Annotated in this window: 14 protein-coding genes; 11 read left to right on the top strand and 3 right to left on the bottom strand. The window is 46.8% G+C overall.

The genetic code is table 11. The annotated features are described in order from the left end of the window. Nucleotides 1–457 precede the first annotated feature (457 nt). From MKY59_RS30945 to rlmH, 4 genes are all read left to right on the top strand, one after another. The gene (locus MKY59_RS30945; protein ID WP_236413620.1) at nt 458–1729 is read left to right on the top strand and encodes a trypsin-like peptidase domain-containing protein; all 1272 of its coding nucleotides are present in this window, start codon (nt 458–460) and stop codon (nt 1727–1729) included. A 362-nt stretch (nt 1730–2091) separates the two neighbouring features. Continuing rightward, the gene (locus MKY59_RS30940; RefSeq protein ID WP_339275409.1) at nt 2092–2619 is read left to right on the top strand and encodes a hypothetical protein; all 528 of its coding nucleotides are present in this window, start codon (nt 2092–2094) and stop codon (nt 2617–2619) included. A 229-nt stretch (nt 2620–2848) separates the two neighbouring features. Then, on the top strand, nt 2849–3016 hold the full coding sequence (locus MKY59_RS30935; protein WP_236413618.1) for a CxxH/CxxC protein: 168 nt from the start codon (nt 2849–2851) through the stop codon (nt 3014–3016). A gap of 461 nt (nt 3017–3477) precedes the next feature. Then, on the top strand, nt 3478–3957 hold the full coding sequence (gene rlmH / locus MKY59_RS30930) for a 23S rRNA (pseudouridine(1915)-N(3))-methyltransferase RlmH (RefSeq protein ID WP_236413617.1): 480 nt from the start codon (nt 3478–3480) through the stop codon (nt 3955–3957). 103 nt (nt 3958–4060) lie between these two features. On the opposite strand, the gene MKY59_RS30925 is transcribed toward rlmH, so the two are convergent. Further along, nucleotides 4061–5509, bottom strand: coding sequence for a serine hydrolase domain-containing protein (locus MKY59_RS30925; RefSeq protein WP_339275408.1), 1449 nt, complete (start codon nt 5507–5509; stop codon nt 4061–4063). 448 nt (nt 5510–5957) lie between these two features. Between MKY59_RS30925 and MKY59_RS30920 the strand changes: the two genes are divergently transcribed. Then, a complete protein-coding gene (locus tag MKY59_RS30920) occupies nt 5958–6272 on the top strand; it encodes a hypothetical protein (RefSeq protein WP_339275407.1) in 315 nt (104 codons plus the stop codon). A gap of 245 nt (nt 6273–6517) precedes the next feature. Here MKY59_RS30920 and MKY59_RS30915 read toward each other — a convergent pair whose 3' ends face one another. Further along, complete coding sequence (locus tag MKY59_RS30915; protein WP_339275406.1) at nt 6518–6982, bottom strand: VOC family protein; 465 nt, start codon at nt 6980–6982, stop codon at nt 6518–6520. Between the two features lie 170 nt (nt 6983–7152). Here MKY59_RS30915 and MKY59_RS30910 point away from each other — a divergent pair, with 170 nt between their 5' ends. The 6 genes from MKY59_RS30910 to MKY59_RS30885 all read left to right on the top strand — a co-directional run bounded on the left by MKY59_RS30910 (nt 7153) and on the right by MKY59_RS30885 (nt 12582). Continuing rightward, entirely contained in the window at nt 7153–7587 is a 435-nt protein-coding gene (locus MKY59_RS30910; RefSeq protein WP_236413613.1) for an Lrp/AsnC family transcriptional regulator, read from the top strand. A 392-nt stretch (nt 7588–7979) separates the two neighbouring features. Next, nucleotides 7980–8258 carry an alpha/beta-type small acid-soluble spore protein gene (locus MKY59_RS30905; RefSeq protein WP_236413758.1) on the top strand — a complete coding sequence of 93 codons (279 nt, stop codon included), beginning with the start codon at nt 7980–7982 and terminating at the stop codon, nt 8256–8258. 796 nt (nt 8259–9054) lie between these two features. Beyond that, nucleotides 9055–9486, top strand: coding sequence for a MarR family transcriptional regulator (locus tag MKY59_RS30900; protein ID WP_236413611.1), 432 nt, complete (start codon nt 9055–9057; stop codon nt 9484–9486). 18 nt (nt 9487–9504) lie between these two features. Further along, the gene (locus MKY59_RS30895; RefSeq protein ID WP_236413609.1) at nt 9505–10143 is read left to right on the top strand and encodes a peroxiredoxin-like family protein; all 639 of its coding nucleotides are present in this window, start codon (nt 9505–9507) and stop codon (nt 10141–10143) included. 439 nt (nt 10144–10582) lie between these two features. Further along, the gene (locus MKY59_RS30890) at nt 10583–11548 is read left to right on the top strand and encodes an alpha/beta hydrolase (RefSeq protein WP_236413757.1); all 966 of its coding nucleotides are present in this window, start codon (nt 10583–10585) and stop codon (nt 11546–11548) included. A gap of 80 nt (nt 11549–11628) precedes the next feature. Beyond that, nucleotides 11629–12582 carry an alpha/beta hydrolase gene (locus tag MKY59_RS30885; RefSeq protein ID WP_236413607.1) on the top strand — a complete coding sequence of 318 codons (954 nt, stop codon included), beginning with the start codon at nt 11629–11631 and terminating at the stop codon, nt 12580–12582. A 290-nt stretch (nt 12583–12872) separates the two neighbouring features. On the opposite strand, the gene MKY59_RS30880 is transcribed toward MKY59_RS30885, so the two are convergent. Beyond that, nucleotides 12873–13745 (bottom strand): SDR family oxidoreductase, encoded by an 873-nt coding sequence (locus tag MKY59_RS30880; protein WP_339275404.1) that lies wholly within the window; start codon nt 13743–13745, stop codon nt 12873–12875. Nucleotides 13746–13765 lie beyond the last annotated feature (20 nt).

Genomic DNA, 13765 nt, shown 5'->3' with positions numbered 1-13765 from the left:
CTAATTAGCCGCAGGGTGCGGAAGACAGAAAAAATGCAGAGAATTTACGATCATCTTCATGATTATGCAACTTTTTGGAATATTTCGTGTTTAGTATATAGAGGGCTGGATTAAAGGCCATAAGTTCGTGTGGAATCGAGAAGCTTTATGCATAAATATCAGGCTGCAAACAGCATGGCGAACCGGGATGGAAGCGATGTTGTTATACATAGTCGATGGCATCCGCTGCCTTCGAAAATGTAACGATATGAAAGATTTCCGAAAATGAGCATGAAGTAGCAAAACGGGCAAGCGCCAATATGATGGATGCAGCATGCTTAAGGAATAGTGATCGGAAATTTTGTCCGTCGCTTGCGTGAACGATGCGGGGATGCGCGACGGTTCATGTTCGCGACGAACATTAGGGCAGGCGGCAGTCAAGGTCTTGATGCGTGACAACGAAGGGGAGAGGATCACGATGGGATTGTTTGGAGACGACTTTTATTCAACCAAGGTATCAAGACGCGCCGAGCCTGTACAGAAAGGCAAGCTTCAGATTCTCCGCCCCGGTGGGCGCGATCGCTGGCAGAACCCGCGCAGATCGCGTTCCCGCTCCGGATTCGGTTCGACCGTCAAAGTGGCTGTCATCAGTTCGGTGATTAGCTCGGTCGTGACGGTGATGCTTTACAGCTTCATTTCGCAGCCGACAGCAGTCCCGTTGTCCAACGTCATTGGCAGCGGAAGCGGAGGCTCGGTTCAAGCGGCGCAAGCAGCCGATCCGTATGACCGGATTATCCAGGCGGCTGCGAAGGTCCGTCCTTCCGTCGTCAGCATCGTCAATCACAAAACGGGCAGCAGTCTGTCGATGGAGGAGTCCGCGCTCGGTTCCGGGGTTATCTTCAAGAAGGAAGACGGCAAAGCCTTCATCATGACCAACCATCACGTTATTGAAGGTTCCAGCGACTTGGAAATTGTGACGGTAGATGGCGAAACGCACAAAGCCAAACTGGTCGGTCAGGACAGGGTGAGCGATATTGCCGTGCTGTCTGCGGATGCGGAAGGGCTTGGCCCGGCAGCCGAGATCGGCGATTCGAGCAAGCTGCAGCGCGGGCAAACGGTGCTGGCCATCGGTAATCCGCTCGGACTGGGAGGTACGTTGACCTCCGGCATCGTCAGTTACACGGATCGCATTCTGCCGGTGTCGATCAACCAGGATGGCGTGTACGATTGGGAGCAAAACGTCATTCAGACGGATGCGGCGATCAATGAAGGGAACAGCGGCGGTGCGCTGGTGGACCTGAACGGCAAGGTCGTCGGCATCAATACGATGAAAATTTCGGATACGGGCGTAGAGGGGCTTGGATTTGCGATCCCGATGAATGAAGTGATGAAAACGGTGGATGCCCTCCTGCTGCACGGCAAGGTAACGCGTCCATATTTGGGCGTGTACACCGTTGATCTTAGCAACCCGTACGCTCCGCTCGACGATGAGCAGCGCAAGGATTTGAAGCTGCCTTCGCATGTAGACAGCGGGGTGGTTGTGCTGGAGGCATCCGGTCCGGCTGCCGAAGCCGGCCTGAAGCTGAACGACGTCATTACGGAATTTGACGGGCAACCGATTACCTCTACGCTGGATCTGCGGAAGTACTTGTACGACAAAAAGAAAATCGGCGATACGCTGGAAGTGACGTTCTACCGCGATGGCAAAGTGGAAAAGGTCAGCGTAACGCTGGCAGATAAACCGGAGTAAAACGAAGCGGAGATCGTCCCGCCTTGTTGCTTGTTCGATCAAGGCACGGAGTCACTCCGTTTATCAGTTGCACATTATTGCGAGTATCCCCTGTTCGGGAACGGCGTTGTCATTTGTCTGATGCAGGCATGGCTCGCAGTTTGGCGAATATAGGGGATTTTTGTTTATCCGATTAAGCGGATGGGCCCAGAGCGAAAGTCTCAGTTACAGAAGTTTTCTGCTATGATACACTGGTTAGCATGTGAGTACTATGCCTTATAGGACATGAGACGATGGTCGAGGGTTGGCGTTGGTGCTGCGCCTGAGTTGTTGTATTGGACGGATGAATGGAAGCAGATATGAATATAGGGGGCCCTGGGACTATGAAATACGCTAGAAAGCTGCTGCTTGGCGGAACTTCGCTTATGATGCTGTTATCCGTATTGTCGGCATGCGGAAGCAAGACAGAAACGAATGCTGCATCCGGCGGCGATGCTTCCTGGCAGGAGGACCGCGTAGCCGCGTTGGAGAAAAAGCTGGAGGAACAGTCCGGCAAGCTGGAAGAACAGAACATTACAATTACGGATCTGAAAAAAAAGCTGGATGAGCTGAGCGCAAGCGTCGCTGCTGCAAGCCAGGGCGGAGGCAGCTCATCTGCCGGACTAGGCAATAACGGTTCCGCAGGCAGGGGCGATAGCGTAGTTATTACGTTTGCACAGTACGAGAAAATTGAAGTGGGCATGACGTTTGACGAAGTAATCGACATCCTGGGCGGTGAGGGAGAAGCCTTGAGCGAAGCAGAAAATATGGTGGTTTATAACTACAAAGGGGTTGGCGATACGGGGGCCAATGCGGTATTGGCATTTCAGGGCGGCAAGCTGCTGACGAAGGCGCAATCCGGGTTGGAGTAAATGGAGCTGCCTAACCGAATATATGTATGATACAGCGCCCGGAGAGGGCGCTTTTTTTGCCGTTTGCTCGTGGCGAATGGAGAGGTTTTCTGGAAGTTGGGCACGATAAATGGGAGTTAGGGGTTTCTTTTCAGCCTGAGGTGTGATAGAACAGAGAAGTGGCTATCCTGTATGGATAAGCGGTTGTGAATCGGGAGCATAGCTGGTTACAGAAAGGATGCTTGAACGGATGTACGTTGTATGCAAAGAACACGTGGACATCGCCATTGACAAGTTCGTCGATGAGTATGAGGACGCTCCGGATATCGTTGATCTGAAGGAGACGGAATTTGCCGACTGGGACCCGCCTGCCAAATGTTCCGAATGCGAACAGCACGCGGAATTCCTCGTCGTTTAGCGTACTGTAGGAACGAACGGCCGCAGGCACTGTATGATAGGGTGTCCCCGGCCTGCCTTCCATCCGGTATGAACATCACAGGCAAGAAGCAAAGAGAGCGTGTCGGAGCGCTCTTTTTGCGTTTTGTGGGGGAGTTTGCGCATTGGCGTGGTGTGCTGTCTTGTGCTGTTTGTGGGGAGGTCGAGCAGGGGGGCAATCATGCTAAGGAACTTCAGACGTCTTATTCGGAGTAAATTGGGTCGATGTTTGCGCTAACGAACCGTAGCCACGCTATTTGCCCGGAATGATGTGCATATGGCTTAAATGCTGCGTATTAGCGTGGCTGAAGTTCATTAGGCGCGCAAAATGTGTAAATGAGGCTGAATAAGGTGTGTGAGGTTCGTTAGAGGATATACGGTGTGTGGAGGCATCGCTCATAAATGGATACATACCGAGATTGAAGATATGGAGGAAATGGTTTTATGTTGATTCAGATTATTGGCGTGGGCAAGCTGAAGGAAAAATATTTGACGCTGGGCATTCAGGAATATGCCAAGCGCCTCGCCCCGTACATCAAATTTCAGATGATCGAGGTCGCGGATGAGAAAGCGCCCGATACCCTGAGCGAAGCAGAGGTACGGGCGGTAAAAGAGCGCGAGGGCGAACGCATCCTCGCGCATGTGAAGAGCGAGGCGCATGTCGTCGCGCTCGCCATTGATGGCCAGCTCTGGAGCTCGGAAGAGCTGGCCGCGGAAATCGACAAGCTCGGCACGTACGGGACGAGCCATGTCGTGTTTGTCATCGGAGGGAGCCATGGGCTCTCCGATGAGGTGCTGCGCCGCGCGAAGCAGCGTTTGAGCTTTGGGCGCATGACCTTGCCGCACCAGCTGATGCGTCTGGTGCTAGTGGAGCAAATTTATCGGGCGGTGAAGATTAACCGCGGAGAACCCTACCATAAGTGACGGCGAAAAATAGGGGGTGCCTGACACTTCTTTCTAAGCTGATATTGTTCTCTCATTAAAAGAAATCTTCGCGTTTTTTCAATAAGGCGAACGAATGAAATGCTTATTTTCGGAGCGAGGCATTATATCGGTGAGTGTATACAAACCATGTAATGCTTGCTGTTAATAAGGCCGCCGAAATCAAAGCTGTAAGAACACTATATGTTCGCCAAATAAGTATCTCTGACCAATCTAATGCATAGCATATTATACACTGGACAATCGTAGCAATTAGCAAAATAGCTGTTACGATTATTCGCCTTTTTGTCATTGGCTGCCGCTCATTCGTTTTCCTTCTGCGTAATCCTAAGAGAAAGAACAGAACAGCCAATAGGCAAAGAATAATTGTGGCAGACGACAAAATGATGTCCAAAAGCTGTGTGCCGCTTATTCCATATGACTGCGTCAGATTGCCATCTAATATATCTTTAACTTTTAGTACCATGCTTCTATTGATATTTTCGCCGTTGGTCAGCAAGCTGATGGCTATTCGTTCATTTGGCAGTATGACCACTTCGGTTCCGAAATTGGGATTGCCCCCGGGGTGCTCTATAATCGTTTGGTTGGCGTTTACCGACCAGCCCGCCGCATAATACATTTCGTTGACAGCAGGAACAGACATATCACCCTGATGTGATTTTTCGATAACCGTATGGAATATTTCGGGTATGTCCTGCACAATACCCATCTGTATGCCCATCCAACGCGCCATATCTTTTGTACAAGAAATGATGTAGCCTGCGGGTTTATTCCCGGAAAAATCCGGCGCGTTATATGGGGTTGTCATAAAAAAGGAAGAACGGTAGCCCTGTGCCAACTGTCCGGTGGCTCGAGCATCTTCTTTATAAACATACGTCTGGTGAAGACCCAACGGCTGAAATACCTGTTCCCTCATAAAGTCTTCATAGCTTTGTCCCGACACAATCTCAATAACCAGACCTAATACGTCATAATTAACAGTTCCGTAATTATACTGCTCACCGGGATAGAACGACAATTCAGAATCTACGAGCATTTCTACGGTTTTTTGCAACATATCCGGCGTATTGCCTTGTGGAATGTTTTGACTGTGACTGCCATTTGTTAAGCCGCTAGTATGGTGTAAAAAGTTATTGAGTGTCATACTTTGCATATCAACGTGTTTCCCCTGATACTTTAACGTAAACCAAGGCAAATATTTCTGGATAGGGTCTGACATTGACAGCAGTCCTTGTTCTTCCATCAGCAGAATACCCATGCCGGTAAAAGCTTTACTTACCGAAGCCAGCTCATATAGAGTATTTTCACTTGCTGACAGTCCCTTTTCACGATCTGCATACCCGGAAGAAAAGTAGAGTACTTCATTGTTCGTAAGTATGGAGATTGACATTCCCGGTACACCTGATATACGGCTTGCATCATCCAACAAGGCTTGTATTGAATCAGATTGCGAATCTGATAATGCATAACTTGGTGTTGCGAAGCCGGTGAACAGTATAAGTAATGCAATCATAAAGACAATATTTTTTTTCATAGTCTCTCCATTCCGAAAAAACTCCCGTACGGAAAATATAAATAATCCGCAGTACGCCTTATTCCCCTAAAGTGTAATAAGATATATATTATGAAGCTTATTATTGCAAAATCTTATGGTATGTGAAGAATCATACGATATAAAAAATTAGATTGCTATCATAATCTTCTACTTACTACGAACTATTTTGCTAGGAACACAAAAAGTCCCTTGAACAACTTGGAAGAGTCAATGATGAAGATGATGATGGTAGATCAGCCACCACACAGAGTTGGAAAAAACTTGAATAAAGTTTTTGGTATCGTTTCGTTAAATAGCTCCATAGTTCTAACGGAACGATAGTTGAATCATCGATAATAAGGCTGCCGATTACTTCGGTGGCTTTCTATGGGCTTTTGTATACAGCGTCACTGTAGATTGGGGAGAGGATGACGAGGAGATCATCCGATTGTTCGGTAAACGGCTTCCAGATGAAACGGTCGAGGTGACGTCTACGGACAAAGGACTGGACGTTACCTACAATGGACAACTGCATTCGATTGCGCTTACCTTTACCGGAAATGATCGCTATATCACGATTCGCGGCTTTCAGGAGCTGATCCGGGACAAATACGAAATTCGACGATTTGAGGCCTCGTATCTTTCCGATACGCACGACTTTTTGATTTTACCGAAGCTGCAGTGGGAGGAACTGGATGCCCGGTATCCGGTGCGGAATAGGGAGATATTCCATGTCATCGATGATGAGCTGGATTTTCCGTAACCAGGATGTTTTTGCCCTGATTTGCTTGGGATAAGACAAAAAAGAGCTAGAGCTGCGACAATAGTTTCATTTTTATAGCGGGTCGTATGTCAAACAAGAGCAATCAGGGATTTATTCTCTCGCGCCGAATTGGATTGATTACAGTACAAGGGAGCTGGCCGCGACAGCTCCTTTTCGCATTTTTCGCCGATAGACCCGTTGAGGTGAACCGTATCACAAATAAGGGCAAGTTTTCGTTATAAAGCTTAATTTGCATGAGTCTTGATAGACATATCAAAATCAACCTCTTCAATAAATTCGATAACTTCTCCGTTGGGACTGTGAATGACAGCATTCTTGACTAAAAGTGGGGGTTCGCCAAGTGAAAGGTAATCCGGTTCTATAAAAGCCTTTGCTCCATGAGCAAGGGCTTTTTGATACATTTCATCCACATTATTCACGTAGAAGGCTAAATGTAATAACGCTCCGTAAGTTATATCTTCTTCAGACGATGCTTTCTTCCCTTGAGCAGGGATGACAGCGTCGTTATCAAAGATCTCAATACAGGTTCTTTGGTCAGGTGAAACTAGCATGGAGGCTTCTTTGATTTGAAAGGATGGCAGAGACCAATGATGACCAACCTTGAACCCTAGAACTTCAATATAAAATGTAATAGTATCTTTATAGTTTTTGGCTTGGATCGCCACATGTGAAAGACCGTTTATGCTCATTCTTGATTTCTCCTTGTGTATATTTTGAATGTTGTTTATAGTATACAGCTACTAACTTGTTGAATTACATATGTTATATGAGGATATAATGAAAGGATGGTAACTAAATATAAGCTATTTTAATGGATATGGCTTAGTTTTTTAAAATTCAATTCAAGGGAGTGATGGGGGTGGATCATTTAATCGATGATATGGATAAAAAGATCTTGCAGCTGCTTCAACACAATGCACGAATGTCTATCTCTCAAATCAGTAAAGAAGTCAGTATGTCCCAACCTTCAGTTAAAGAGAGGATTTTGAAACTTGAAGATAAGAAGATAATTTCCGGGTATTCCACAGAATTAAATTTAAAGAATCTGAATCGGGGCATGACTACGTTTATACTAGTCAAAACAGAACATTGCCAGATGATCGTTGATTTTTGTGAAATGGCTAGGGAAGTAACGGATTTATATCGAATAAGCGGAGAATATAATTATCTTATCAAGGTACAAACGGCATCGATTGAGGAACTTGCCGAATTTCAAGATTCCCTTTTAAAGCTGGGTCCCTCAAAGTCTCATATCAGTTTGAAAAATATATTGGAACACAGGGTTGTACTCTAAATCTGTCAAATTTATTCTGGAATGATAGCTTATCAAACCTGCCGTAATAGTTAGCGGGCTGAACCGTTCATAAGTAGGGCGAAAATGCTGTTTCCTGGCCTTGAGATCTTTAAAAAACGTCTGTTTGAGGCATTATGCTTTACGAATGACTATTGTCAATAAAACAATTGTTTCATAGCCTGCTGAATTTGGCGACTGATCCAGTCGCTTCAGATTCTTTAGCAAGTGAGAAGTGCAAAAACAGCTTCTTCGTCTTTAGTAAATGAATCAAAAGTACTTTGATCGGGAGATTATGAGGAGATGATGATTTAACTCATAAATTTTAGGGAATAGGGATGAAATTTTGTGCTTCCGGGCATGTTATGGAATAACATCGAGGGGAGTGCTGTATGATGGCAAGAAGAAGGAGAAAATATGCGGTGCCAGGGGTCGAACAGGGAATGCAAGCGTTCAAAGCAGATGTAATGAAGCGCGAAGGATATACCGTAAATCCGAATCAACCAGACGATGTAAAATACGAAGTGGCGAAGGAGCTTGGTGTGCCTCTGCACCCAGGAAACAATGGTCAACTGACAACAGAATCAGCAGGCCATGTCGGTGGCAAAATTGGCGGTTCCATGGTTAGGGAATTGGTCCGTCTCGCTCAGGAGCAAATAGCGAACAGGGAGTAATCCTGAACTGAAACTTTCTGAGCACTGGCTTGAAAGAACATCCGGTGGTTTTTATGAAGATAACGTACCCCTTTTCACAAGAAGGGGTATTTGTCTTGTCTTTCATTTTACACTGTCAACCAAGTGGAGAATCCGAGTAAGGAGATGGCACCAACCGACGGGCTTTTGGGGTCGGCGTGATGTTGAATCCTAGGGATTGAGGCAGGTGATAAAGGAATAGGAGAACAAACCGCCCGTCCAATTTTAGCGCTTTAAGTAGAGTTCTTATTTACTTAGAGAAGTCCCAGTTGCATTCTGGGGTACATACCGAGTAAATCAAAGCTATCTTTTCCCGTGCACAGCCTCATAGCCCGCGTCTTCTGGGCGTGGGACAACCCCTGGGTGTTCGAGAATTACACTCAGCTCCTATTTTGACTAGCTTCACGGCCTGGTCGGTAAACGTCAGGTTAGTCTCGGGATGATTTTCTCTATCCTGCATCAGTCGCACCTCATTCTTCTGCACGATCTCAAATCCACGCTTCTTCCAGTACTCGACGAACTTCTAGGTGCACGTGACCTCCGCCACGTTACCTGGGAATCTTCACTATTGAGCGGGCATCTCTAGCGCCTATCATGAAATACGTGTTCAAAAAAATTCCCTAAATTTAAATTGTATAAAATTAAATCGTTGACAATATAGAGAGGGGTATGTATTATTGGCTTATAAAGGTTGTGCACAACTAATTTGCAAACAACTTAAAATGAGGTGAAGTACATGTCACATCATTAATCAACATTATAGAGAGGTTGACCTCACATGCTGCAACTTAACGAACACCTTTGCTTTTCCTTATATACTTGCTCCCGAGCTATTTCTCGGTTGTATCGACCGCTATTAGAGGAGATGGGAATTACCTATCCTCAGTATCTCGTATTGCTATCCCTCTGGGAAAGTAACGGGCGGACGGTGAAAGAACTGGGAGAACAATTAGACCTCGATTCAGGCACCTTGACGCCGCTGCTGAAACGGATGGAGATGAACGAACTGATTAGGAGAGTAAGATCAACGGAAGATGAGAGGGTTGTCTTGGTCCTGCTCACAGAGAAAGGGTTGGCCCTTAAGGAGCAATCCGATTGTATTCCATCCGAACTCCTCTCAGCCAGCGGAATGTCAATCGAAGATGTCTCGGAATTAAACAAAACGATCAAAGAGTTAGTAGAGAAAGTCGTTCAGACTAGCGGGAAATAATCCATTCGAGGTGTGATCATGTCAACTATGACCTTAACTTCAGCGTTAGAGAAGATTACGGCAGCAAGCCCTTTTGAAGTGCAGGCGATACACCAACGTGTCATCCAGCAGCTTCAAGAGGGAGGGAACGCCACAGGGCTACCAGTCGGGACGAAAGCCAAGGACTTTGAACTGTCAGATTCACTTGGGAACCAAATAAATTTAGCCGACGAACTGGCAAAAGGTCCCGTTGTCCTTACCTTTTACAGAGGAGGATGGTGCCCTTACTGCAATCGGCAGTTAAGAGCATACCAAGAGATTCTCCCCGACATTCAGGCGCTAGGCGCGCAGCTTATCGCAGTCAGTCCACAATTGCCGGATTATACACTGTCTGATCAAGAGAAAGCAGAAATGTCATTTAAAGTTCTCAGCGACCCTAAGGGAATCGTTGCCGCCAAATATAACCTGTTGTATGACGTGCCTGACTATCTGAGGGACATGTACTTAAGCCATAATATTGATCTGCACGAGTACAATGGGACAGATCATTGGGTGCTTCCGATGACGGGAACGTTCATGATTGACGAATACGCCGTTATCCGTTCCGCATATGTGAATCCCGATTTTACCAAAAGAATGGAACCGGAGGATATTCTCTGGGAGCTGCAAAAGTTATGATCTTTTTTTTACCCGTAAAGATTGTGCAAAATTAAATTTTTAACAACTAATAATGGCCATAACTACATTGGACGGCAAAGGCCTGCCATTGATGCAATATATGATTACCAATGAATGGAATAACAAAGGAGAGAACCCGAAAATGAAGAACAAATTCAAAACATCCGTTGTGGCCATGATGGCGCTCGGCATGACCATTACCGGCACGGCCGGCGTATATGCAGGAACCCATCAAGAGAAGATCACGGCATATTTAAACAATGATATCAAGTTTAAGGTCAATGGCGCGGAATATGCTCCTACGGATGCGAACGGTAACAAGGTTTTGCCGATCAGCTATAAGAACTTGACTTATCTTCCGGTTCGCACCCTAGCGGATGCTCTACACGTTTCGACCGTCTACGACGCTCAGAATAAGCAGATTTCGATCGGTTCCACGGTGTCGGAAAATAACACCACCACTTCTAATCATAAAGTCGTGCTTGAACCGGCAGCTCAGAAGTTTGTCGAGGATACTGCCAAACCTCCTTATTTGTTCGATCTCGGCCCAGTAGAGGGAAGGAAAGCCGTGGATCAAGTACAATCAGGTGACGTGGAAATGCCAGACGTGGATCTTCAGCATTTGACGATTCCAGGCGGACCAAAAGGCAGCGTGTCACTTACTATTGTTCGTCCGAAGGGAGTAACGAAAGATCTGCCGGTTATATTGTACACCCACGGAGCAGGTTGGGTATTTGGAGACGAGCTGACACATTCGCGTCTCATTCGTGAGCTAGCCGTTGGTTCCAACTCAGCTGTAGTCTTTACGAACTACGATCTCTCTCCGGAAGCAAAATATCCGGTTGCTATCGAGGAGATTTACACAGCGCTACTATGGGTGGCCAAAGATGGAAATAATAATGGACTGAATTCACAGAAAATCACAGTAGCTGGAGATAGTGTGGGGGGCAATATGACGGCGGCGGTTACATTGATGGCTAAAGACCGTAAAGGCCCGAAAATTAGCAAGCAGCTTCTTTTCTACCCTGTTACGGATGCCAAATTCGACACCGCCTCCTATCAACAATTCGCTACGGGCTATTTCCTGCGTCGTGATGGTATGCAGTGGTTCTGGGATCAGTATACGACAGATCCGAAACAAAGAAACGAAATCTATGCTTCACCGCTTCGTGCAACGAAGGATCAGTTAAAGGGATTGCCGGAAGCGCTTGTAATCACTGGTGAGGCGGATGTCCTGCGAGATGAAGGCGAAGCCTATGCTAACAAGCTCAGAGAAGCAGGTGTACCTGTAACGGCTGTACGCTTTCAAGGCATTATTCATGACTTTGTAATGTTGAATGCCTTAAAGGATACAAATGCTGCACGCGGAGCAATGCTGTTGGCCAATTCTTGGCTGTCCCAATAATAGAAACGAATTTTTTTACCCTTAATAATTGTGCACAATTTAATTTCTTAAAACTAATGTGATATGAGGAGATGTTGAAAATGACCAAAAAAATTATTCTGGAGTCCGCCGCACAACAATTTGCTGAGGCAACTGCGAATCCGCCCTACTTATTCCATCTTGAACCTGAGCAGGGGAGAGCGACGGTAGACGAAGTTCAGTCGGGAGATACCAAGAAAAAAGATGTAGACATTGAGGATCTCAATATCCCAGGCGGACCAGGCGGTCAAGTGTCCGTTCGGATCCTGCGTCCGAAGAACACGGCTGGCCAACTGCTTAAAACGGTTTTGTACATACATGGTGCAGGATGGGTGTTCGGTAATGCCCATACCCATGATCGGTTGATTCGCGAGCTAGCGGTCAGAAGCGGATCGGCCATCGTATTTCCTAATTACAGCTTGTCTCCCGAAGTCAAATACCCGACAGCTCTTGAAGAGATCTACGCTACGCTGCAATGGATCGCTTCCTCCGGCAAGGATCATGGCCTGGATTCGGATCATATCTCCATCGGCGGCGATAGCGTTGGCGGCAACATGACAGCGGCAATAACGTTGATTGCTAAGGAAAGAAAGGGACCTGCGATTAAACGCCAGCTGCTATTCTATCCGGTTACGGATGGGGGAATGGATACGGACTCGTATCATGAATTTGCCGAAGGATACTTCCTTCGCCGTGACGGGATGGCTTGGTTCTGGGAACAGTACATCAACAAACCGGAAGAGTTAAATGAAATCTATGCTTCTCCTCTGAGAGCTTCCATCGACCAGCTTCGCGATCTTCCTCCAGCTCTCATCATTACGGCGGAAGCCGACGTTCTTCGAGATGAAGGCGAGGCCTATGGGAATAAGCTTCGGGAAGCTGGTGTAGAGGTCACAACGGTGCGTTATCAAGGAATCATTCATGATTTCGTCATGTTGAATGCTTTGGCGGATACGTTGGCCGCCCGCGGTGCTACTGCATTAGCCAGCGCTTGGCTGAAAGATGGATTTCAATAAAGGATCAGGGAGAGAAAAATATCCTCTGCTATCTGAGATGATTAACCCAACATAGAACGTCAAAAACCGGGACGCCTTATTTGGCGAATCCCGGTTTTTGAGTTGCTTAAATGGTCATTTAATTAATTGGGTACTTTTAAAATTCGCCGTAGACCCGTTAAGCTGAACCGTATCACAAATAACGAAAATCCCTAAACAAGCTCCCCTTTAAGTAGACTGGGTTAATAAATAAATCGGCTACTTCAGAGGAGCATATCAGTTGTCGTGGATGTCGAATGCTTTGGTATCCTTTAAAATGGTTTTACCACATCATTTGAATCAGTGGAGTAAGCCAGCTCTTTCTGTGCTTCCAGAGCGGCCAGTCTGTCCAGCAGGGCTGCCCGGATTTGCTCATAGGCGTCACTGCCCAACGCCATACGTATCGGGCCCTCTCCCTGGTCGACACGACGGATAATCTGCTGCGCCATTTTATCCGGATCGCCGACAACCATTTGATTGAACATGCTCATATCTATACCAGGCAGTTCTCCCTTCATCATGCTAACGAATTGGCCTGCCTCCGTATCCCGGTATTCGTCCATCCGCTCGCCGAATACGGCGTTGCTTGTAATGAAATTCGTTCGGATTCCGCCGGGCTCCACCATAGTGGTCTTAATATTGAACGGAGCCACTTCCTTAGCCAGCGCTTCAAAGGCTCCTTCGACCGCCCATTTCGAAGAGCAATACAGCCCCATACCCGGAATAGAATAATGACCCGCCATACTCGAAATCTGTACCATGTGACCGCCGCCCTGCTTACGGAAAAAGGGCAGGACTGCACGCGCTGCACGTAGGGAGCCAAGCACATTGGTCATAAACTGATGCTCAATTTGCCTGTCGCTTGCTTCTTCCACTGCGCCATACAAGCCATAGGCTGCATTATTGACAAACACATCGATCGTGCCCAGTTCTAAAAATGCACGTTCCACCACTTCAGCAATTTGCTGAGAGTTTGTCAGATCTAAATTAGCCTGCCATAGCCCAGAGCCATACTGTGCCTGCAGATCATCCAGCACACCCGGCTTGCGTACCGTTGCGGCTACACGGTCCCCTCTATCAAGCAACTGGCGAGTTATACGTGAAGCCAAGCCTCCTGATGCTCCTGTAATGAACCATGTTTGCATGCTAAACACCCTCCAATCGT

Source organism: Paenibacillus sp. FSL W8-0426 (assembly GCF_037969725.1).
GTDB classification, from domain to species: Bacteria; Bacillota; Bacilli; order Paenibacillales; family Paenibacillaceae; genus Paenibacillus; species Paenibacillus hubeiensis.
Note: the sequence above shows the minus strand (reverse complement) of the source record. Positions and strands in the feature narration are given on the sequence as shown.